The 20072-nt window shown below is 72.7% G+C and carries 18 protein-coding genes and 2 pseudogenes; 12 read left to right on the plus strand and 8 right to left on the minus strand.

Annotated elements, in window-relative coordinates; translation table 11 throughout:
• Positions 1–86: 86 nt before the first annotated feature.
• A pseudogene (locus ACIRPK_RS34910) lies at positions 87–629 on the plus strand (hypothetical protein); the annotation flags it as partial.
• Positions 630–695: 66 nt separating this feature from the next.
• On the opposite strand, the gene ACIRPK_RS34915 reads toward ACIRPK_RS34910, so the two are convergent.
• Positions 696–2447, minus strand: coding sequence for a recombinase family protein (locus ACIRPK_RS34915; RefSeq protein ID WP_403046464.1), 1752 nt, complete (start codon positions 2445–2447; stop codon positions 696–698).
• A gap of 35 nt (positions 2448–2482) precedes the next feature.
• On the opposite strand from ACIRPK_RS34915, the pseudogene ACIRPK_RS34920 reads away from it, so the two are divergent.
• Positions 2483–3208 (plus strand): annotated as a pseudogene (locus ACIRPK_RS34920) (pirin family protein); the annotation flags it as partial.
• 145 nt (positions 3209–3353) lie between these two features.
• Here the strand turns inward: ACIRPK_RS34920 and ACIRPK_RS34925 are convergent.
• Complete coding sequence (locus ACIRPK_RS34925; protein ID WP_403046466.1) at positions 3354–4175, minus strand: integrase; 822 nt, start codon at positions 4173–4175, stop codon at positions 3354–3356.
• Positions 4176–4500: 325 nt separating this feature from the next.
• On the opposite strand from ACIRPK_RS34925, the gene ACIRPK_RS34930 reads away from it, so the two are divergent.
• Positions 4501–4719 carry a DUF5302 domain-containing protein gene (locus ACIRPK_RS34930; protein WP_403046468.1) on the plus strand — a complete coding sequence of 73 codons (219 nt, stop codon included), beginning with the start codon at positions 4501–4503 and terminating at the stop codon, positions 4717–4719.
• 51 nt (positions 4720–4770) lie between these two features.
• Here the strand turns inward: ACIRPK_RS34930 and ACIRPK_RS34935 are convergent, their stop codons facing one another.
• Positions 4771–5613, minus strand: a complete 843-nt coding sequence (locus tag ACIRPK_RS34935) for an alpha/beta hydrolase (RefSeq protein WP_403046470.1) — start codon at positions 5611–5613, stop codon at positions 4771–4773.
• Between the two features lie 163 nt (positions 5614–5776).
• Here ACIRPK_RS34935 and ACIRPK_RS34940 point away from each other — a divergent pair, with 163 nt between their 5' ends.
• Positions 5777–6841 (plus strand): MerR family transcriptional regulator, encoded by a 1065-nt coding sequence (locus ACIRPK_RS34940; protein ID WP_403046472.1) that lies wholly within the window; start codon positions 5777–5779, stop codon positions 6839–6841.
• A 9-nt stretch (positions 6842–6850) separates the two neighbouring features.
• Here ACIRPK_RS34940 and ACIRPK_RS34945 read toward each other — a convergent pair whose 3' ends face one another.
• From ACIRPK_RS34945 to ACIRPK_RS34960, 4 genes are all read right to left on the minus strand, one after another.
• The gene (locus tag ACIRPK_RS34945) at positions 6851–7468 is read right to left on the minus strand and encodes a TetR/AcrR family transcriptional regulator (RefSeq protein ID WP_403046474.1); all 618 of its coding nucleotides are present in this window, start codon (positions 7466–7468) and stop codon (positions 6851–6853) included.
• 515 nt (positions 7469–7983) lie between these two features.
• Complete coding sequence (locus ACIRPK_RS34950; RefSeq protein ID WP_403046476.1) at positions 7984–9192, minus strand: amidase; 1209 nt, start codon at positions 9190–9192, stop codon at positions 7984–7986.
• A 9-nt stretch (positions 9193–9201) separates the two neighbouring features.
• Positions 9202–9447, minus strand: a complete 246-nt coding sequence (locus ACIRPK_RS34955) for a hypothetical protein (protein ID WP_403046478.1) — start codon at positions 9445–9447, stop codon at positions 9202–9204.
• A gap of 198 nt (positions 9448–9645) precedes the next feature.
• A complete protein-coding gene (locus tag ACIRPK_RS34960) occupies positions 9646–10581 on the minus strand; it encodes an NAD-dependent epimerase/dehydratase family protein (protein ID WP_403046481.1) in 936 nt (311 codons plus the stop codon).
• 70 nt (positions 10582–10651) lie between these two features.
• Between ACIRPK_RS34960 and ACIRPK_RS34965 the strand changes: the two genes are divergently transcribed.
• On the plus strand, positions 10652–11557 hold the full coding sequence (locus tag ACIRPK_RS34965; protein ID WP_403046484.1) for a LysR family transcriptional regulator: 906 nt from the start codon (positions 10652–10654) through the stop codon (positions 11555–11557).
• A gap of 56 nt (positions 11558–11613) precedes the next feature.
• Here the strand turns inward: ACIRPK_RS34965 and ACIRPK_RS34970 are convergent, their stop codons facing one another.
• On the minus strand, positions 11614–12261 hold the full coding sequence (locus ACIRPK_RS34970; protein WP_403046487.1) for an ATP-binding protein: 648 nt from the start codon (positions 12259–12261) through the stop codon (positions 11614–11616).
• Between the two features lie 245 nt (positions 12262–12506).
• Between ACIRPK_RS34970 and ACIRPK_RS34975 the strand changes: the two genes are divergently transcribed.
• The 7 genes from ACIRPK_RS34975 to pheA all read left to right on the plus strand — a co-directional run bounded on the left by ACIRPK_RS34975 (position 12507) and on the right by pheA (position 19797).
• Positions 12507–13301 carry a hypothetical protein gene (locus ACIRPK_RS34975; RefSeq protein ID WP_403046490.1) on the plus strand — a complete coding sequence of 265 codons (795 nt, stop codon included), beginning with the start codon at positions 12507–12509 and terminating at the stop codon, positions 13299–13301.
• Between the two features lie 127 nt (positions 13302–13428).
• Complete coding sequence (locus tag ACIRPK_RS34980; protein ID WP_403046493.1) at positions 13429–14163, plus strand: YcnI family protein; 735 nt, start codon at positions 13429–13431, stop codon at positions 14161–14163.
• A gap of 79 nt (positions 14164–14242) precedes the next feature.
• Complete coding sequence (locus tag ACIRPK_RS34985) at positions 14243–14911, plus strand: SCO family protein (protein ID WP_403046496.1); 669 nt, start codon at positions 14243–14245, stop codon at positions 14909–14911.
• Positions 14908–15384 carry a copper chaperone PCu(A)C gene (locus ACIRPK_RS34990; RefSeq protein ID WP_403046499.1) on the plus strand — a complete coding sequence of 159 codons (477 nt, stop codon included), beginning with the start codon at positions 14908–14910 and terminating at the stop codon, positions 15382–15384. The genes ACIRPK_RS34985 and ACIRPK_RS34990 overlap by 4 nt, the downstream gene beginning before the upstream one ends.
• Positions 15385–15387: 3 nt before the next feature.
• Complete coding sequence (locus ACIRPK_RS34995) at positions 15388–17355, plus strand: FixH family protein (protein WP_403046501.1); 1968 nt, start codon at positions 15388–15390, stop codon at positions 17353–17355.
• A 6-nt stretch (positions 17356–17361) separates the two neighbouring features.
• Positions 17362–18591, plus strand: a complete 1230-nt coding sequence (gene efeB / locus ACIRPK_RS35000; protein WP_403046504.1) for an iron uptake transporter deferrochelatase/peroxidase subunit — start codon at positions 17362–17364, stop codon at positions 18589–18591.
• Positions 18592–18861: 270 nt separating this feature from the next.
• Positions 18862–19797, plus strand: coding sequence for a prephenate dehydratase (gene pheA / locus ACIRPK_RS35005; protein WP_403046506.1), 936 nt, complete (start codon positions 18862–18864; stop codon positions 19795–19797).
• Positions 19798–20072 lie beyond the last annotated feature (275 nt).

Genomic DNA, 20072 nt, shown 5'->3' on the forward strand with positions numbered 1-20072 from the left:
GCTACCTCGCCGGCCTCCAGCTTCGCGGCGCGATGATCTGGATCAAGGACCTCGCCAGAACCACCGCTTGATCACGACCAAATACGCGCCCTAGCTGGCGGGTCTCCACCACCACCCCCGAGACTGCTGCCGCAGTCGCCCAACTCCTCGGCGGCACACTGGCCGACGACAGGTCCCAGGGCGTAGTGACCGATTCGCCCGCGGTTCGCGTCATCCTCGCCGGCGCGGACTCCGTCACGACGGAGCTGCGACTGTGGGGACCGCAGGGACTCGTTCACCACTGTGACGGCGTTCTGTTCCTCTCACCGACCGGGGCCCGGGGCACTCGGTGCGGCTGTCCCAAGTCCTCCGAGGAACGGGCATCGCTGGCGAAGGTACTGCGGGCTCCGCAGCCCGCTACGACCGTGACCTTCCGACTGGCAGAGCGCTACGACCTCGGACGATTCGAGTTCAGTTCGCCCTCTCGGATCCTCGCCGACGAAGCGCACGAGGTCCGCGCCCAGCTCGTCGGCATCACGGGGGAAGCGCTCTGCGAACTGGCCCTTGAACTTGTCACGGTCACGGTGGACAGCGGCGTCGAGCCCTCCTTCCGGAAGCCGACGCTGACGGTTCTCGGCCCATGGAGTTAGTCCCGACAACGCAGGCCAGGCCCCGGACATCCCATGTCCGGGGCCTGTGTCACACGTCGGCAGCCGTCACAGCACGTGCTGCCCATCGCCGTCGTCAGCCGATTCCTGGCGCCTGGCGAACTCGATCCTCACCCGCTGGTGCACCGGCACTCGGCCTCCGCGCTCCTGCGCCTTGGACACCGTGATCCGGTCCACGAACAGCTTGACGAACTTCCTGCGCTCGGCGACGGGGGCGCTATCCCACCACGACCCCGAACCGACGGGGTCGGCCGCTGGGTCTTCGGGCAGCCACTCGGCGATGGGGATCACGGGCGTGGCCTCCTCCTCCAGTACGGCGATCCTCGCCTCAGCAGCCTCCAGGAGGTGCAGGAGCGCGGCCTCCTCCGTGACGAACCTCCGCCGACCGATGTCTCCTCGGAAGCCGCCCGCCTTGCGGTCGTCGTAAAGCTCCTCCAGCGCCCTCACCGCATCGGCACGCTCCGCGACGAGGGTCGCGCGTTCACGCGACCGTTCCGGCGATTCGGTGGCGACGCCGAACCTGCGCGTCGCCTCGGCGAGAACCGCCAGGGCCTCGTGGTCGTACTCGACCTCCCGCAACAGCGCGAAGATGCTGCGTGCCACGTGGTTGTCCAGCGCCGCCTGGCTGACCGTGCACTCTCCGGCGTGCTGGCCGGGCAGCATCTTGCGCCGACGGCACCGGTACGAGCGCTTGACCGCCTTGGCGCTGTCGGCGTGCGAGGTCTTCACAGATCCGCACTCGCAGTACAGGACCTCCATCGCGGACAGCAACGACTCGCCCCGTGAGAGCCCCTTCCCACGACCTCGCCCGTCAAGCCACTCCTGCAGCTCGTACCACTCCACCGGCGGAATGATCGACTCGTAGATCTGGAGAGGAAGCATCGTCTCGGGATCACGGAGGATGCGGTAGCTCTCCACCGTGCTCGTCACGGTGCCGTCCTCCTTCACCTTGTAGACCGGCACAGCGGCGAACCCGGCGATGCGGGGATCTCGAAGGATGCGCATGACGGTCTTCGTGTCCCACGCGCTGTCCTTCGTCTTCTTGCCGTAGGTCGCCCCGCGCGTCGGGACCGGGCGAGGCCCGTTGTTCATGTCGTTGACGATTGATCCCAGCGAGCCCGGATGACGACGCTGCCGGGGATCGAAGGGCTCGTGCATGTGCTTTTTGATCTTCGCCCACCAGCGCCGGATGACTCCCGGCTCCTTCTTGGTGTGCGCAAGCGTCTGGATGACGATCGGCCGGCCATCGGCCGTGAGCCGCGTCTCGGCCACCAGCTCGAAGCCGTAGGGTGCCTTGCCTCCGAGGTAACCGCCAAGCTCGCGGGCCGTGGCCTTGGCCCCGCTGACGGCCACGCTCTTGTTCTTGCTCTCGTTGTGCGACTGGTCGAGGCGCATGAACATGTGGATCAGGTCCACAAGGTTGCCCTTGCGGAACTCTCCCTCGGTGACGCTGACGATGGTCACACCAAGGTTGAGCAGTTCCACCACGATGGGGATCGCGTCGAGTGGGTCGAGTCGGGACAGCCGGCTGATGTAGTAGACGATCAACAGGTTGATCCGGCCCGCACGGCAGTCCTGCAACAACCGCTCGAAGTCCGGCCGCTCGACGCCAGTGAAGGCCGAGATGCCGAGATCCTCGTAGTACGTGATCGACGTGGCTCCGCGATTGCGCGCCTCCTCGAACCCCTTCTCACGCTGAGTCGTGGTGGACGCCTCGCTCGCGTTCTCCCGGGCGTCGGACTGACGGCCGTAGACGGCGGCGTGGAGTGCCATGCCGGATATCACTGCTGGTGCGGACATGTGTCTGAATAGTACTGGGCCCCTAACTGACATAACCCAAGGGCACCCCCTGGCACCCGCACCGCGGCTTCGAGACGGTGACCTACCTGATCGACGGCGAGTTCATCCACAAGGACTCGCACGGCGGCGGCGGCCACCTCGGCGGCGGTGACACCCAGTGGATGACGGCCGGCTCCGGCATCCTGCACATCGAGACCCCGCCCGAGTCGCTGGTGCTGACCGGTGGCCTGTTCCACGGCATCCAGCTCTGGGTCAACCTCCCGGCCGCCGACAAGATGACCGCGCCGCGCTACCAGGACATCCACGGCGGGCACGTCAAGCTGCTCACCTCGCCCGACGGCGGCGCGATCCTCCGGCTGATCGCCGGCGAGCTGGACGGCACCGAGGGCCCCGGCGTCACCCACACCCCGATCACCCTGCTGCACGCCACCGTCACCCCCGGCGCCGAGATCACCATCCCCTGGCGCAAGGACTTCAACGCGCTGGCGTACGTGCTCAACGGCGACGGCACGGTCGGCGCGGAGCGGCGGCCGTTCCGCAGCGGGCAGGCGGCGGTCTTCGGCGAGGGCGACACCCTCACGATCTCGGCCGACGCCAAGCAGGACTCCCGGCACCCCAACCTGGACGTGATCATCCTGGGCGGGCAGCCGATCCGTGAGCCGGTGGCGCACTACGGGCCGTTCGTGATGAACAGTCACCGGGAGCTGGAGCAGGCGATGCGGGACTTCCAGTCCGGCGCGTTCGGTCAGCCGACGGACTGACCGGGCACGAGCACGCGTTCATCAGGGGTTCGGGGACCAGGCAAAGGTGCCTGACCACGTACGCAGGAGTGACCTCTGCCGAGGTCGGCGTCGCCGTTCCCCGAGCCCCTGACGGCTGAGGACCGGATGCAACTGATGGCCGGCCTCAGATCCGGGCGTACAAGGCTGAGGCGTCGTCGTGGGCCTTGCCGCGGGGCCAGCGTTCGCAGCTGGTGTCGGTGCGTTCGGTGGTGCGGACCTGGGCGATGAGTTCGGCGGGGCCGCGTTCGGCGAGCAGGTGGAGGGCGTCGGACCAGCTGCCGAGGCCGAAGCGTTCGGTGTAGCGGGCCGCTCCGTCGGTCAGGGCGGCCACCGCGTGCAGGGTGGTCAGGCGGACGAAGCCGGTCTCGGCGTGGGCCGCGGCCCGGGGCGAGGCGGCGGCGATCCACGGTCCGGTGCCGGAGTTGCGGGCCGCCCGGACCGCCAGGGCGTACCGCAGGTGCAGCTCGCGGCGTTCGGCCGAGCCCGGGACGGTGGACCAGATCTGGCGGCGGAGCAGTTCGCCGGCCGGGAAGCGCTGGTTGTCGCCGATCACCCGGGGCGGCCCCTGCTCGGGCTGGAGCACCAGCAGGGAGTCGCCGAGCACCAGGTACTCCAGCGAGCTGCCGTGCAACCGCGCGGCGACCACCATCGCGGCCGGGGTGCTGGGGTGGGCCAGGTCGCAGCGGCCGCCGTGCAGCGCGGCGGTCTCCACGATGGCGTCGGCCAGGCACTCGGCGATCGAGCGGTCGGGCCGGTCGGTCAGCCGGGCCAGCAGGTGCACGCCGAGCCGCCGGACGTACCAGGCGGTGCCGTGCCGGCAGCCCGATTCGAGGCCGTCCGGTGCACTCGAACCGTCCAGCAGTACCAGGGCCTCCGGGGAGGTCGCGGCGAAGTCCTCGCTCGGCTGCCCCGGCTCGTGCGGTTCGCTCGCCAGCTCTACCTGCATCCCGCCAGTGTGGCGGCGGAGCGGACGGGCGGACAGGGTGCGGGCGATGATCCCTCGGTGGGACGAGGGGAGTGGCAGTCGGGTGAATCTGGACATAACGTCAGATTCACTGCTTCCGTCCTCTCCCCCAGGAGCTCGCTGTGATGGTGCTGGAGTTCTTCGTCGTGGTGATCGCGGCCCTCGGCTTCCCGACCGCCCTGCTGCTCTTCCTGATCGGCGGACCGCACTACCGGGACCATCCGCACTGAGCGGTCAAATGGTGGGACCGACCGGTCCCGGCATGACATGGTGAGGCTGGCAACACTGGTCTTCTGGAGGTCAACCCATGAGCAGCGGCACACCCGAATCCGTCGATCCGCAGAGCACGGAGCAGACTCCCGCCGCGCCCGACGACGTGAAGGCGAAGTTCCTGGCAGCCCTGGAGCGCAAGCAGGACGTCCGGACGGACGGCTCGGGCGGCGGCCCCGGTAGCGAGTCGAAGGTCCACGGCACCCACGCGGCCGCGGGCGGCAAGCGCAACTTCCGCCGCAAGAGCGGCGGCTGACGGTTCGCCCCGACGGGCGGCTCCTCCGGTAACCGGGGGAGCCGCCCGTCGTCATTCCGCCCCGAGGAAGCCGAGCACGTTGTCGACCACCGCAGGCTCGCCGAGGATCCGCCGGTGGCCGAGGCCCCGGGTGGTGATCAGCTGGAGCTGCTCCCCGTACGCGTCCTGCAGGCGGCGGGCCTGGGCCAGCGGAGCGGTCGGGTCGTCCTCGTCGTGCACCGCCAGGATCGGCAGGCCCAGGTCGGCCGGCCGGTAGGTGGCGTCCAGGGTGTCGAGGCCCTGTCCGGCGGGCAGCAGCCTGGCGATCCGGCGGCCCAACTCCCGTTCGGCCCAAGGACCGAGACCCAGCTGCCGACGGAACTCCGCAGGCAGGAAGGCGAATTCGCTCACTCCGGCGATCGCCACCAGCCGGTCGGCCTTCACCCCGTCACGGAGCGCCGCGAAGGTGCAGGTCACCCCGAAGGAGTGCGCCACGACTGCCTCGAACGGTCCGTACCTGTCGTGCAGTTGGCCGATCAGGGCGCGGACCTCGATCAGATTGGTGGCCCGGCCGCCGGAGTCCCCGTGGCCGGGGGCGTCGAACGAGACCGGCGTCAGCCCGAGGGCGCGCAGGCCGGGTATCAGCGGGGCGAAACGGGAGGCCCTGGACTGCCAGCCGTGCACCAGCAGCACCGGGCGGGCCCCGTCGCCCCAGCGGTAGGCGGTCACCGTCTTGCCGTCGACGGCGAGCCGTTCGGTGACCGCGAGGGCGTGCAGCTCGCGTTCGGCCGACCGGACCCGGCTGCGCCGCAGCGGGCGGCAGAAGACCTCGAAGGCGGCCCGGCCCGCCAGCCGGGGCGAGGCCAGTGCGGTGGCGTTGAGCGCGGTACGGAGCAGAGCGGTGGACAGGTCCATGGGCACTCCCCGGCAGGGCTGCGGCCTGGGTGCGCAGCCGGTCAGGACGAGATATTAGCACGACCGTTCGTGCAGTTTATGGGACGTTTGCGGGCCCGGACTACCGTGGGCGGTTGACCCTCGACCAGGTCGAGCCCCCAGAGTCCTCGGTGTGGAGAACGTGATGCGCAGCATCGGAGCGATGGCCCGGCAGAGCGGGCTCAGCGTGAGCGCGCTGCGGTTCTACGACGGGGCGGGCGTGTTCGGCCCGGCCTGGGTGGACCCGCAGACCGGGTACCGCTGGTACGCCGAGGAGCAGCTCCGGGAGGCCCGGCTGATCGCCCGGCTGCGCCGGGTCGGCATGCCGCTGCCGGACATCTCCCGGGTGCTGTCGGCCGATCCGGCCGTGGCCCGGGAGACGCTGGACACCCACCTGCGCCGTCTGGAGGACGGCCTGGCCGACGCGCGTCGCGAACTCTCCACGGTCCGCGCACTGCTCGACCAGAGGGAGCACCCGATGAACCCGACCCGACTCACCACCCCCGCCCACGAGTTGGCCGCCGCGCTGGACGCGGTCCGGTTCGCGGTGGGCAGCGATCCCGGGATGCCCGCACTCTGCGGCGTCCTGCTGGAGCTCGGGGCGGACGGCCTGCGCCTGGTCGCCACCGACCGCTACCGGCTGGCCGTCTCGCTCGCCCCGGCGGCCGACCTGGACGGCCCGCCGGTCGGCGTGCTCGCCCCGACGGCCTTCGTGGACGAGGCCCGGGCCCTGCTGGACGGTGGCGAGGACGCCCGGCTGACCGTCGACGGCGACCGGCTGACCCTCGCCGTGACCGGGGTGGAGCGGGTGGTGACCGGCGAGCGGGTCGACCAGGACTTCCCGGACTACCGTCCGATGCTGCGCCTGGAGCCGACCCGGCGGCTCGCGGTGGACGCCGCCGAGCTGCGGGCCGGACTGGTCGCCGGACCCGGCCGAACCGTGACGCGCAGTCAGGACGGCGTGGAACAGCTGGTGTCGGTGCTCACGGTGGGTGCCGACGGTACGCTCGGGGTGGCGGGCGAGGACGGTGCGGCCGAGGACGAGGCGCTCCGGATGGGGGTGAACCGGGACTTCCTGCTGGAGGCGATCACGGCCGGCCGCCGGGACCAGCTGATGCTCGAACTCGGCAGCCCCGTGGCGCCGTTGGCGATCCGCTACCCGGACCGGGAGGGGACGTTCTCGCTGCTGATGCCGACGGTGCTGAGCTGAGGCCGGGCCTCAGGCGCCGGCGGAGGTCAGGGTGTGGGTGATCGCGGTGGCGGCGCGGCCGTAGCGGGTGGGGTCGTCCAGCAGCAGGGCGTGCGCGTTGGAGGTCTCCATCAGCCCGATCAGGGTGAACGCCAGTTGCTCCGGCTCCACGTCCGGCCGCAGCTCGCCGTTGGCGCGGGCGGTCCGGATCAGGTCCACCAGCAGGCCCTCCCAGTCGCGGGCGGCGACGGCCAGCACGTCGCGGACCGGCCCCGGCCGGGTGTTGAACTCGGCCGAGACGGACTGGAAGAAGCAGCCACCAGGGAAGACCTTGCCCTGGGTGTAGGCCAGCCAGTTCTCGCAGAGCAGCCGCAACCGGGGTAGCCCAGGTGCGGCCTGCTCGGCGGGGACGACCACCGCGTCGTAGAAGATCCGGCGGGCGGCGCGGACGGTCGCCAGCTGCAGCTCCTCCTTGGAGCCGAACGCGGCGAACACCCCGCTCTTGCTCAGCCCGAGGTCGGTGGCGAGCCGGCCGATCGACAGGCTGCCGAGGCCCTCGACCGAGGCGAGCTCGACGGCTCGGCCGAGGACCGCCCGCCGGGTCTCGTTGCCCCGCTGGATCCGTCCGTCCGTCACTGCTCCGGTCACTGCGCACCTCCGGCTGCCCAGCATAGGCTTCCGCTGCACCATAGGCAGGCGCTCCAGGTCTACGGTTCCGGGGCTCGGGGCTGCGCTGTAGGCAGGCGCTCAACGGTCGACTACCCAGGGGCTCGGGGGCTGCACTTTTGGCAGGCGCTCAACGGTCGACTACCCAGGGGCTCGGGGGCTGCACTTTTGGCAGGCGCTCAGCGGTCGACCACCCAGGGGCTCGGGGGCTGCACTTTTGGCAGGCGCTCAGCGGTCGACCACCCAGGGGCTCGGGGGCTGCACTTTTAGCAGGCGCTCAGCGGTCGACCACCCAGGGGCTCGGGGAACTGCGAGGAGATCTGGCGTTCGGGTCACTGCGAAAGTGCCTGACCACCTACGCGACGATCACCTTGCAAGGGTCGGCGTCGCAGTTCCCCGAGCCCCTGACCGTAGATGCTCGAGCGCCTGCAAAAAGGTCGGCGTCGCCCGCGCGGCGGAGCCGCAGATCAGCAGAGGGCGGAGCCCGGAGCGCAGGGTCAGAGCCCCTGGAGGTGGAGGGTCCGGGCCCAGGCGAGGAGGTGTTCGTCGGTGCCGGCCGGGGTGATGAGTTGGAGGCCGACGGGGAGGCCGTCCACGGTGCCGGTGGGGAGGGTGAGGGCGGGCCAGCCGGCGTGGCTCCAGGGGAGGGACATCACCGCGTCGCCGGTGTTCTCCAGGCCGAGTGGGGCGGGGCCGGTGGCGGCGGGGGTGACCCAGAGGTCGATGCCCTCGGAGGTGGTGAGGTCGGCGAGGTGGTCGCGGTAGCGGGTGCGGGCCCGCAGGGCGGCGGCGTACGCGGTGGGGTTGATCTCCTGGCCGTGGCGGATCGCCGAGGCGGTCTCGGGCCGGTAGAGATTGGCGAAGCGGGGGAACAACTCACGGTGCACCTGGGCGAGTTCGTAGCGCGTGATGACCCGCATGTCTTCGGCCAGCTCGGCCGGGGTCCACGGCAGGGTGATCTGTCGGACCGTCAGACCAAGCCGTTCGAAGGCGTCCCGGCCGGCCGGTGAGACCGCCGTCAGGTAGTCCACCGGGACGGCCAGGACCGGCCGGAGCCCGGTCACAACCGCCGGGCGCCAGCCGTCGCAGAGCACGGCCGCCGCACGTTCGGCCCCCGCGAGGTCCGGGGCGAAGACGCCGACGGTGTCCAGGCTCGGGGCAGCGGCGATCAGCCCGTCCGTCGGGATCCGGCCGTAGGTGGGGCGGAAGCCGACCACGCCGCAGTACGCCGCCGGACGGATCACCGAGCCGACGGTCTGGGTGCCGATCGCCAGCGGCACCAGGCCGGCCGCGACGGCGGCGGCCGAGCCGCTGCTCGAACCGCCCGGGGTGTGCGCCGGATGGTGCGGGTTGCGGGTCGGGCCGGGGGCGTCCAGCGCGAACTCGGCAGTCACCGTCTTGCCCGCGATCAGCGCGCCCGCCGCCCGCAGCCGCCGTACCAGGGTGGCCTCGGGACCGGCCAGGACGCCCGGTGGCAGCGCGGAACCGGCGTGCGTGGGGAGCCCGTCGACGTGGATCACGTCCTTGATCCCGACCGGCACGCCGTAGAGCGGCGGGTGCTCCTCGCCGCCGTACGCCCGCTCCAGCTCACCGGCCTCGGCGGCCAGCCGGCGGTAGCGGCCCGGCTCCGGGGTGAAGGCGTGCAGCAGCGGGTCGATCCGGTCGATCCGGGCGCACAGCTCCTCGACCAGCTCGGTCGGCTCCATGCCCGCCGGCTACGGCTGCTCGCGGTAGAGGTGTTCGCTCGGCAGGTAGGGCGCCTCGCGCAGGAAGAGTGCCCCGCAGGTGTGGCAGTTGAGGTCCGGCTGCTCGGACCAGCGGGTCGGCTCCCGGGTCTCGCCGCCGGCCACCAGCTCGTGCCCGCACATCGCGGTGACGGTGTCCCCCACCGTGATGTGCCAGCTCTTCACCCCGCCCGACTGCCCGTCGGGACCGTACTCGGCTCGCATCAGGTGATCCATGCCCCCCATGCTCCGGAGCCCACGGACCACCGGCAATTCCTGATCCCCCGTCCGGGAGACCCGGGGCAGCTGACGTCCCACCAGACGGTGCGGTGGGCCTCGATCACCACGCCGCTCACGCGGGAGGAACCTGGCCCGGTGCCAGGGTCGGGCCCGCCCGACCCTGGGCGGCGCCGACCAGAACATCCTGCATCGGCCTCAGAGAGTGGGAGCCGACTGGGCGAGGGCTTCGGCGACGGCGCCCGGCAGCCAGTCGGCGGTGCGGGAGAAGGCGAAGCCCAGGTCCTTCGCGCGGGCGTTGCTCATCGCGTAGTGGCGGTCGTGGGAGAACGGCGACGCCTCCCGGCCCGCCGGGACGGTCCGGTGGACGGGTGCCCGGCCGGCCTGCGCCGCGATCACCGCGACCAGGTCGTGGACGTCCAGCGGGCCGTCGGAGCAGGCGTTGAGCGGACCGGTGAAGTCGGCCGTGGCCGCCCACCGCAACAGCTCCGCCAGCTCCTCGTGATGGATGAAGACGGTGGGGAGCACCTGCGCGTGCACGGCAATCTCTTCCCCTGCGACGATGCGCGCGGCGTAGTGCGCCAGCCGACCGGTGAACTCCTGGGCGCCGCCGCCGAGCACATGGGCGCTGCGGACGGTGGCGAACGCGAAACCGCCGGCCCGGGTGAAGACGGCCTCCGCCTGGCGCTTGCCCTCGGCGTAGTGCGCCTCCAGGTACGCGTCGTCGTGCCAGGGCAGGTCGGTGGCCACCAGCCAGGTCGCCGGGTCCACCAGTTCCTCCGGCACCGGCGTACCTGCCGCCACGGCTGGCAGCGCCGCGGTCCCGGGGTCGTAGACCTCGATCGTGGAGGTCATGACGTAGCGCCGGGTCCGGCCGGCGAAGGCCCGGACGGCGATGGCGGCCTGCACCGGGGTGTAGCAGACCTGGTCCACCACGACGTCGAAGGTGCGGGAGTCCAGCGCGGCGGTCAGGGCGGCTTCGTCGTTCCGGTCGACGACGAGGTGCTCGACACCGGCGGGCGGCGCGGTGGAGCCCCGGTTGATCACGGTGACCTGGTGGCTCTCGGCCCGCAGGCGGTCCACCAGGAGTTTGCCGAAGTACCGGCTTCCGCCGATCACGCAGATCCTTTGCATGCCCTCATCCTGGCGACCTATCGTCGACAGCAGAAGTCCCGATCCACTGACCAGGTGTGAAGGAAGACTGTTGATCGACGTACAGCGGCTCCGCGTCCTGCGGGCGGTGGCGGAGCACGGCAGCTTCAACCGGGCGGCCACCGCCCTGCGCCTCACCCCGTCGGCCGTCTCCCAGCACGTGGCCGCGCTGGAGCGGGCCCTCGGCACCCTGGTCGTCGACCGCAGCACCCGTGGGGTCACCCTCACCCCGGCCGGCCGGATCATGTTCGGCGCCGCCGAATCCGTCGCGGCCGAGCTGGAACACGCACGACAGCAGGTCGCCCAGCTGGACACGGGGCGGGTCCGGCTCACCGTCGCCACCTTCACCAGCGGCGGCCGGGCGCTGTTGCCCGTCGCCTTCTCCCGGTTGATGGCGACGCACCCCCACACCGTGCTCCACGTCAGGGAGGGCGAACCCGAGGACACCCTGCCGCTTGTCCGCCAGGGCGCCGTGGACCTCGCGCTCGCCTACCACTTCGACGGCCCGCTCCCGGTCGGGCCGGGCGGCGGCTCCGGCCTGGAGTGGACACCGCTCCTGGCGGACCCCCTGCACGTGGTCCTGCCGCAGGGACACCGACTCGCGGACCACGAGGCGCTCGACCTCGCCGAACTGGCGGCCGAGCCCTGGGTGCTCGGCTGTCTGAAGACCGAGGCGTACCTGCGCCGCTACGCCGAGCAGGCCGGATTCGACCCGGAGGTGCGCGGGACCACCACCGACTACTTCTTCGCCCGCTCGCTCGTCGCCGCCGGGGTGGGGATCTCCCTGATCCCCTCCATCGCGCTCGCCCCGGAGGTCCCCGGCCTGTGCGCCGTGCCGATCAGGTCACCGGGACCGGTCCGGCACATCGGTGTCGCCACCCTCGGCCGCGGCGACCGGCCGCACGTCGCGCAGCTCGTCCACGCCCTGCGTGCGGAGGCGGGCCGACTGCCGTTGTGACCGGGGAGCGGGGGGCCCTCGCCGCGGAGCGGAGGGGACCTGACGCCGGGTCAGGCTCAGGACGCTGCCCGCAGCAGGGCGTCGTCCTGCCACTTGAGGACCTTGTCGAAGCTGACGATCGCCCCGCGCAGCGGGTGGTTGCGGAACTGGACGTGGTCGGTCAGGGCGTGGATCAGGAACAGGCCGCGGCCGCTCTCGGCGGTCAGGTCGGGCAGGGTGTCCAGATCGATCGGGCGGGCGGTGGTGGGGCGGCCGGCCGGGAGGACGTGGGTGTCGTACGGGGCGGGGTGGTCGCCGGTGCGGGGGCGGTGGGCGGTGAGGGCGGGGGCCGGCAGGGTGGCCCGGCCGCGGCGGGTGCGACAGCGGCCCGGGGGGCGGACGGCGGGGCCGGCCTGGCGGCGCAGCGGGGGGAGGGTGAGCGGCCGGACGACGGCGGTGGCCGGGGGGAGGCCGGGGCCGGTGTCGGTGACCTCGATCCGCAGGCGGTCGCCGGAGATCGACGCGGTGACCTGGAAGCCCTCGTCCGGACGGGTGGAGGTGGCGTGCTCGACGGCGTTGGCGCACGCCTCGGTGAGGGCGATGCCGAGGTCGAAGGCGACCTGCGGATCGACGCCGGCGGAGTCCATCGCGCCGAGCAGGATGCGCCGGGCGAGCGGGACGCTGGCCGGGTCGCGCTTGAGGTGCAGAGTCCACCAGATGTCCACGGGAGGTCCCTCCTGGCTGCGGCTCCACATACAACTAGGTATCTCCGGCCCATGGCGCGATGAACCGTGCGGAAGGCCCGGTACCACCCGTTCAGCGGATGGACTGGTGCAGCAGGGTGTGCCCGAACGGCGCACTGCTCGGCGCGCACGCCGGGCCCGAACGGGCCAACCGCCGGGGGCCGGGGCAGGCCATTTTCCGCCCCTCCCCCCTCGCCCGGTGTAGGCGGTGAGAGGATGTCCCAGCCATGACCGACCACCGCCTCGCCCCGCTCCCGGGTGCTGCCGCAGCGGGCCTCCGTGCCCCGGCCGCCGCCTGGGACCTGCGGCTTGCCCGGGCGGTGCCGTTCGCCCTGGTGTGCACGCTGATCGCGGCCGCCGGGCACGCCCTGGTGGGCGACGGCGAGGTCGGGACGCCCGCGCTGGTCACCGGCTTCGCGGCGGTCTGCGCCCTGGCCGTGCTGCTCGGCGGGCGGGAGCGCTCGATGGCCGCCATCGCCGGTGCGCTGAGTGCCGGTCAGCTCGGACTGCACCTGCTCTTCCACTTCCTCTGCGGCCCGGCGATGCCGGGCATGCACCACGGTGGCGGGCTGACCCTGCCTCAGGTGGCGAGCCGGCTGGTCTGCGACGAGAGCGGCACCGCAACCCTGGTCGACAACCCGGGCGGCGTGGTCAGCGCCGCCGGTCTCGACCCGGCCGCGTACCCCGCGACCGCCGGGCCCGAGGCAGCCGGCTGGCTCGGGCTGACCGGCCCGATGCTGCTCGGCCATCTGGCCGCCGCCGTGCTGGCCGGCTGGTGGCTGCGCCGTGGCGAGGCGGCCCTGTGGCGGCTGCTGCGGCTGACGGCGGAGGTGGCGCAGGAGTTCGCCGCTCCGCTGCGGACCGCCTTCGCGCTGCTCCTCACCCTGCTGCTGGGCCCGGCGACGACCGGCCGGCCCCGGCCGGGCGCGCCCCGGGCCGGTGACTGGCGGCTGCCCGGCGCGGCCGCACTGCGGCACAGCCTGCTGCGCCGCGGTCCGCCCGTGGCGACGTACGCGCGCTGAACCGACGGCCGAGCTGAGACCTCGTCGGGAGCGCGCGTACAGCCCTGGCTGTCCGTCACTCCCCCCTGCGTACGCGCGCCGCCGTTCCGGCCTGCCCGCGTGCCCGTCTCCGTTGGAGCCCACTTCCATGCGTATCTCTCCTGCCCGTCGTCTCGCCGCTGCCGCCACCGTCGCCGCGGCCTCCGTGGTCGCGCTGGCCGCCCCCGCCTTCGCGCACGTCACCGTCCAGCCGGGCTCGGCCCAGCAGGGCGGCTACAGCGCCGTCGCCTTCCGGGTGCCGAACGAGAGCGACTCCGCCTCGACGGTGAAGCTGGAGGTCAACCTTCCGCTGGACCACCCGATGGCCTCGGTCCGCACCCAGCCGATCCCGGGCTGGACCGCCACCCTGGAGAAGTCCAAGCTCGACAAGCCGCTGAAGTCGCACGGCAAGGACATCACCGAGGCGGTCTCCAAGATCACCTGGACCGCCGACGCGGGCACCAAGATCGGCCCCGGCCAGTACCAGGACTTCTCGGTCTCGCTCGGCGCGATGCCCGACGACACCGAGAAGCTCACCTTCAAGGCACTGCAGACCTACGACAACGGTGACGTGGTGCGCTGGATCGACGAGGCCAAGGAGGGCCAGGCCGAGCCCGCCAAGCCCGCCCCGGTGCTGACCCTGACCAAGGCCCCCGCCGCCGGTGCCGGTGACCACCACGGCGCCGGTTCCGCCGACGCCGCCAAGGACCAGGCCGCCGACCACGCCTCGACGAACTCGGACGACTCCACCGCCCGCACCCTCGGTGTGGTCGGCATCGTGGTCGGCGTCATCGGTGCCGGGCTCGGCGTGCTCGGCCTGCGCCGCAAGAACAGCGCCTCCTGATTCCGGGCGGGCCCCGGCCGCCGCGAGCCACGCGGCGGCCGGGGCCCGCCGCAGCACGCTCCACGATCGGACCCCCGCAATGGCACGTACCCCTTCCTCCCGACTGCTCGGCGCCGCCGCCCTCGCGCTGACCGCCGCCCTCGCCCTGACCGCCTGCGGCTCCGGTGCCGGCAGCGCCGACGGCCCGGCCAGGGTCTCGAAGGAGAGCAGCAGCTCGCCCTACCAGGCCACCGTGCTGGGCAAGCACTTCGAGAAGCCCGAGCTGACCCTCACCGACACCTCGGGGCAGCCCTTCGACCTGCGCAAGCAGACCGCCGGGCGGCCCACCCTGCTGTTCTTCGGCTACACCAGCTGCCCGGACGTCTGCCCGACCACGATGGGCGACATCGGCGTGGCGATGTCCAAGCTCCCGGCGGAGGAGCAGAAGAAGATCGACGTGGTCTTCGTCTCCACCGACCCGCAGCGGGACACCCCGCAGGTGCTGCGCACCTGGCTGGACGCGATGGGCAAGAGCTTCATCGGGCTGACCGGCGACCTGAACCAGGTGAAGACGGCCGCCAAGTCGCTCGGTGTCCTGGTCGAGGACCCGATCGTGAACAAGGACGGCAGCGTCACCTCCTCGCACGGCGCCCAGGTGCTGACCTTCCTGCCGCAGGACGACCAGGCGCACCTGCTCTACCTGAGCAGCACCTCGGTGCAGACCTTCGAGCACGACCTGCCGCTGCTGGCCAAGGGGGTGCCGGCGTGAGCCCGTTCGGCCGCCGGGCCCTGCTCGGGGCCGGTCTGGCCGCGGCGCTGACCGTCGGCACGGTGCTGGTCGGCTGCGGCTCCGACAGCCCCGCCGCAGTGACGAAGCTGGCCGTGGTGGACTCCTACATCCCGGCGCCGGCGAGCCCGGGCGGGATGGCGGCCGGCTACCTGACGGTCCGTAACTCCGGGGCGGCCGGCGACGAGCTGGTCGGGGTGAGCAGCCCCGGCGCCAGCTCGGTCACCATGCACCGCTCCACCGAGCGGACGATGGAGGACGTGACGTCCTTCCCGGTGCCCGCCAACGGCGAGCTGCAGCTCTCCCGGGGCGGCAACCACCTCATGATCATGGGCTGGACGAAGGCACCCGTGGTCGGCGACCGCCTCGAACTCGAACTCACCTTCGCCAAGGGCGGGACCATCGCCGTCCAGGTGCCGGTCGAGCCCCTCACCTACCGACCCGGGAGCCAGTAGCTCATGTGGAAGAGGCTTGGTGCCCTGCTGACGGTCGTCGGTACGGCCGTGCTGTTGCTGATCGGCGGCGCCGGTACGGCGGCCGCGCACGCGACGCTGGTCTCCACCGACCCGGCGAACAACGCGGTGGTGGCCACCGCGCCGGCCACCGTGACGCTGACCTTCAGCGAGGGCGTCTCGCTCTCCCCCGACTCGGTCCGGGTGCTCGGCCCCGACGGCACCTCGGTCGACTCCGGCGAGCCCGGTCACGTCGACGGCAAAGCGGCCACCGCCCGGGTCGCGCTCCGCAGCGGCCTCGCCAACGGCACCTACACGGTGGCCTGGCGGGCCGTCTCGGAGGACTCGCACCCGATCGGCGGCGCCTTCACCTTCTCGATCGGCGCCCCCTCCGCGACCACCGTCTCGGCCGCCGCCCTCCAGAACGTCGAGGCGGACGGCGTGGTCGCCTTCGCCTACGGCACCGGCCGGACGATCGCGTACGCCGCCTTCGCGCTGCTGGCCGGGGCGGCGGCGTTCGTGCTGGTCTGCTGGCCCGCCGGGGCGGCGGTCCGGTCGGTGCAGCGACTGCTGATGACCGGCTGGGTGGCGCTGCTGGTCTCCACCGTCGCGGTGCTGCTGCTGCGCGGCCCGTACGAGCGGGGCACCGGGATCGGGCAGGCGCTCGACCTCACCCTGGTCCGCAGCACCCTGGACGAGCGGATCGGGACGGCGCTGTCGGTCCGGCTGCTGCTGCTGGCGGCGGCCGGGGTCTTCCTGTCGCTGCTGGTCGGACAGTTGGGACAGAGCAGGCCGGAGCCCACCCCGCAGACCGGCGAGGACGAAGCCGACGAGCCCGACGAGCTGCGGCAGTTGGAGCGGCGGGCGGCCGAACGGCCGCTCCGGGACGCCCGGTTGGGCCTCGGCGTGGCCGGCCTGGTGCTGGCCGTGGCACTCTCCGCCACCTGGGCCGGGGCGGACCACGCCTCGGTCGGCGAGCAGGTCTGGCTGGCCCTGCCGGCCGCGATGGTGCACCTGCTGGCGATGGCGCTCTGGCTGGGCGGGCTGACCACCCTGCTGCTCGCGCTGCGCAACGGGGCCGGGTTGCGGGCGGTCGAGCTGTTCTCCAAGCTGGCGTTCGGCGCGGTCGGGGTGCTGGTGCTGACCGGTGTCTACCAGGCCTGGCGCGGACTGGGCAGCTGGGGCGCGCTGGTGGACACCGAGTACGGTCGGCTGCTGCTGATCAAGACCGGCGCCGTGGTCGCGATGGTGGGCGTCGCCTGGTTCTCCCGGGGCTGGGTGGCCCGGCTGCGCTCGGCCCCCGACGCGGCTCCGGCCGGGCCGGTGACGACCGAGGAGCCCCCGACCACCGGGTCCGTGCCTGACGGGGCCGACCCGGTGCGGGCCGCGCAGCTGGCCAGGCAGCAGGCGGCCCGGGCGGAGGCGACGGTGCGTCAGGAGCGCGACGGCACGCCCGCCCAGGCGGGGCTGCGCCGGTCGGTCCTGGTCGAGGCCGCCGTCGCGGTGGTGATCCTGGTGGTCACCACGATGCTGACCAACACCCCGCCCGGCAAGGTGGCCGAGGCGGTCGCCGCCGCCCCGGGGAGCGGCGCGACCGCACCGGCGGCGGGCGCCGTCACGGTGCCGGGGAAGACCGTGGAGCTCAAGCTCCCGTACGACACCGGTGGCCGCACCCCGAACGCCAAGGGCACCGCCACCGTCACCCTCAACCCGGCCGGCGTCGGGCTGAACGACGTGCGGCTCGCCCTGACCGACACCGCCGGGCAGCCGGTCGAGGTGCCCGAGGTGGAGGTCGCCTTCACGCTGCCGGACCGGGATCTCGGCCCGCTCCCGGTCACCCTGAAGGCCGAGGGTCCGGGCCGCTGGTCCGGCACCGGCCAACTCCCGCTCGCGGGCAACTGGGTGGTGTCGGTGACCGTCCGGTCCTCCGACATCGACCAGGTGACCGAGGTCAAACCGCTGAAGATCGGCTGACTCCGCATGACCCCCTCCTCCGGAGCTTTCCGCCCCTCCCGCCGGGCCCTGCTGGGCAGCGCGGGGGCGGGCCTGGCCCTCGGGGCGGCCGGTGGCGCGCTGGGGCGGCAGGCCCTGGCCGCCCCCGGCCCCTCAGGCACCGGCGACGCGCTCGGCCGGGCGTCCGTCCCGTTCCACGGCCCCCGGCAGGCGGGCATCCTGCAACCCGCCCAGGCCCGGGTCCAGTTGGCCGCCTTCGACCTGGTCGACGGGGCCGGGCGGGACGGGCTGCGGAAGCTGCTGCAGCAGTGGTCCGCGACGGCCGCGAAGCTGGTCCGGGGCGAGGACGCACCGTCGGCGGAGAACCAGATCGCCCGGGACACCGGGCCCTGCTCGCTGACCGTCACCTTCGGCTTCGGCGCCACGCTGTTCGACAAGGCCGGTCTGACGGACCGTCGCCCGGCCGCACTGACCCCCCTGCCGGACTTCCCCGAGGACGCCATCGACCGGGCCCGCAGCGACGGCGACCTCTGGGTGCAGATCGGCGCCGACGACGCCCTGGTGGTCTTCCACGCCCTGCGGGTGCTCCAGCGGCAGGCCGCCGGGCTGGCCACCCTGCGCTGGCAGATGGCCGGCTTCAGCCGGACCCCGGGCGCCACCGCGCACCCGATGACCGGCCGCAACCTGATGGGCCAGGTCGACGGCACCAACAACCCGAAGCCCGGCCAGGACGGCTTCGAGGAGAAGATCTTCACCAGCGGGGCGGGCGACGGCTGGCCGGCCGACGGCACGTACGCGGTGGTCCGGCGGATCAGGATGCTGCTCGACAACTGGGAGAACCTGCCGACGGACCGTCAGGAGCGGGTGGTCGGCCGCCGCAAGTCGGACGGCGCCCCGCTCTCGGGCGGCACCGAGACCACCCCGGTCGACCTGTCCGCCCGGGCCTCGGACGGCACCCTGGCCGTCCCGGCCGACGCCCACGTCCGGGTGGCGGCACCGGCCTCGAACGGCGGGGCCACCATGCTGCGACGCGGGTTCTCGTACGCGGACGGGGTGACGGCGGACGGGTCGCCGGACGCGGGGCTGCTGTTCGTGGCCTTCCAGGCCGATCCGATGAAGGGGTTCGTGCCGGTGCAACGGAAGCTGGCGCGGGGGGACGGGCTCTCCCGCTTCCTCCGGCACGAGGCCAGCGGGCTCTACGTGGTCCCGCCGGGGGCGCCCGAGGGTGGGTACGTCGGGCAGTTCCTGCTCGAATAGGCAGGTGCTCAGCCGTTGACCAACCGGGGGCTCGGGGCTCTGCGACGGTTCTTGGCTGGCGGGCATCACGGCAAAGTGCCTCACCACCTACGCGACGATCGCCTTGTACGGGCCGGCGTCGCCCACGCGGCGGAGCCGCAGATCAGCAGAGCGCCGAGCCCCTGATGGTGCGCATCCTGCCCACGGGGCGGACGGCGGGGGTGGTGGGTCGGGGGAGTGACTATGGTGGGTTGGTCGGGCAGCACCAGATGCATTTCGTACGGAGGCGGCATGTCGGCCACCCGCTACACCTACCTCGGCCCCGCCGGAACGTTCACGGAGGCGGCGCTGCGTACGCTGCCGGAGGCCGCGACCCGGGAGCTGGTGCCGCTGGCGTCGGTGCCGGCCGTGCTGGACGCGGTGCGGGCGGGCGAGGCGAGCGGCGCGTTCGTGCCGGTCGAGAACTCCGTCGAGGGTGCCGTCACCGCCACCAGTGACGAACTCGCCACCGGCACGGCCCTGATGATCTACCGTGAGGTGCTGCTGCCGATCTCGTTCGCGCTGCTGGTGCGGCCGGGGACGGCGCTGGACGACATCAAGACCGTCACCAGTCACCCGGTGGCCCAGCCGCAGGTGCGCCGCTGGCTCGCGGCGAACCTGCCGGACGCCCGCTGGGAGTCGGCCGCCTCGAACGCGGACGGCGCGCGGCTGGTGCAGGAGGGCCGGTTCGACGGGGCGTTCGCCGGGGAGTTCGCGGCGCCGATCTACAGTCTCGAGGCGCTGGTCACCGACATCCACGACGCGGCCAACGCGACCACCAGGTTCGTCCTGGTGGGGCGGCCGGGCCGGGTGTCCTCGCCGACCGGGGCGGACAAGACCTCGATGGTGGTCTGGCTGCCGGACGACCACCCGGGCGCGCTGCTGGAGCTGCTCCAGGAGTTCGCGGTGCGGGGGATCAACCTGATGCGGATCGAGTCCCGGCCGACCGGCGAGGGTCTCGGGAACTACTGCTTCCTGATCGACTGCGAGGGCCACCTGAGCGAGCGCCGGGTGAGCGAGGCGCTGATGGGGCTGCGGCGGATCTGCCCGCAGGTGCGGTTCCTCGGCTCCTATCCCCGGGCCGACCGGGGACGGCCGACCGCGTTGCGGCCCGGCACCTCGGACCAGGATTTCAGCCTGGCCGCCGACTGGCTCTCCCGTGCTCTGGACGGGCGCGGCGAGGTCTGAGGCCACTCTGGCCGGAGTTGCTCCATTGCGATCATTTCCTGCCGGGAAATGTCAGTTTCCGACGCGCCGATAGCTTCACCCGGCCGGTCGATCGACCGTTCCCTGCCGCCGCCCGCCGAACCCGTCGGCGGGCGGACGGCTTCGTCCACAGTCCCCCGATCCATCCACAGGCCGGGAACGGCCGAGTTATCCACAGTTATCCACAGGCTTGGGGACGAGTCGACAAACCGGCATATCCACTGGCCGGGGCGGTCAGATCATCCGCTTCTCGGCTA

Origin of the sequence: Kitasatospora sp. NPDC101801, from assembly GCF_044766665.1 — a bacterium.
Taxonomy (GTDB): domain Bacteria; phylum Actinomycetota; class Actinomycetes; order Streptomycetales; family Streptomycetaceae; genus Kitasatospora.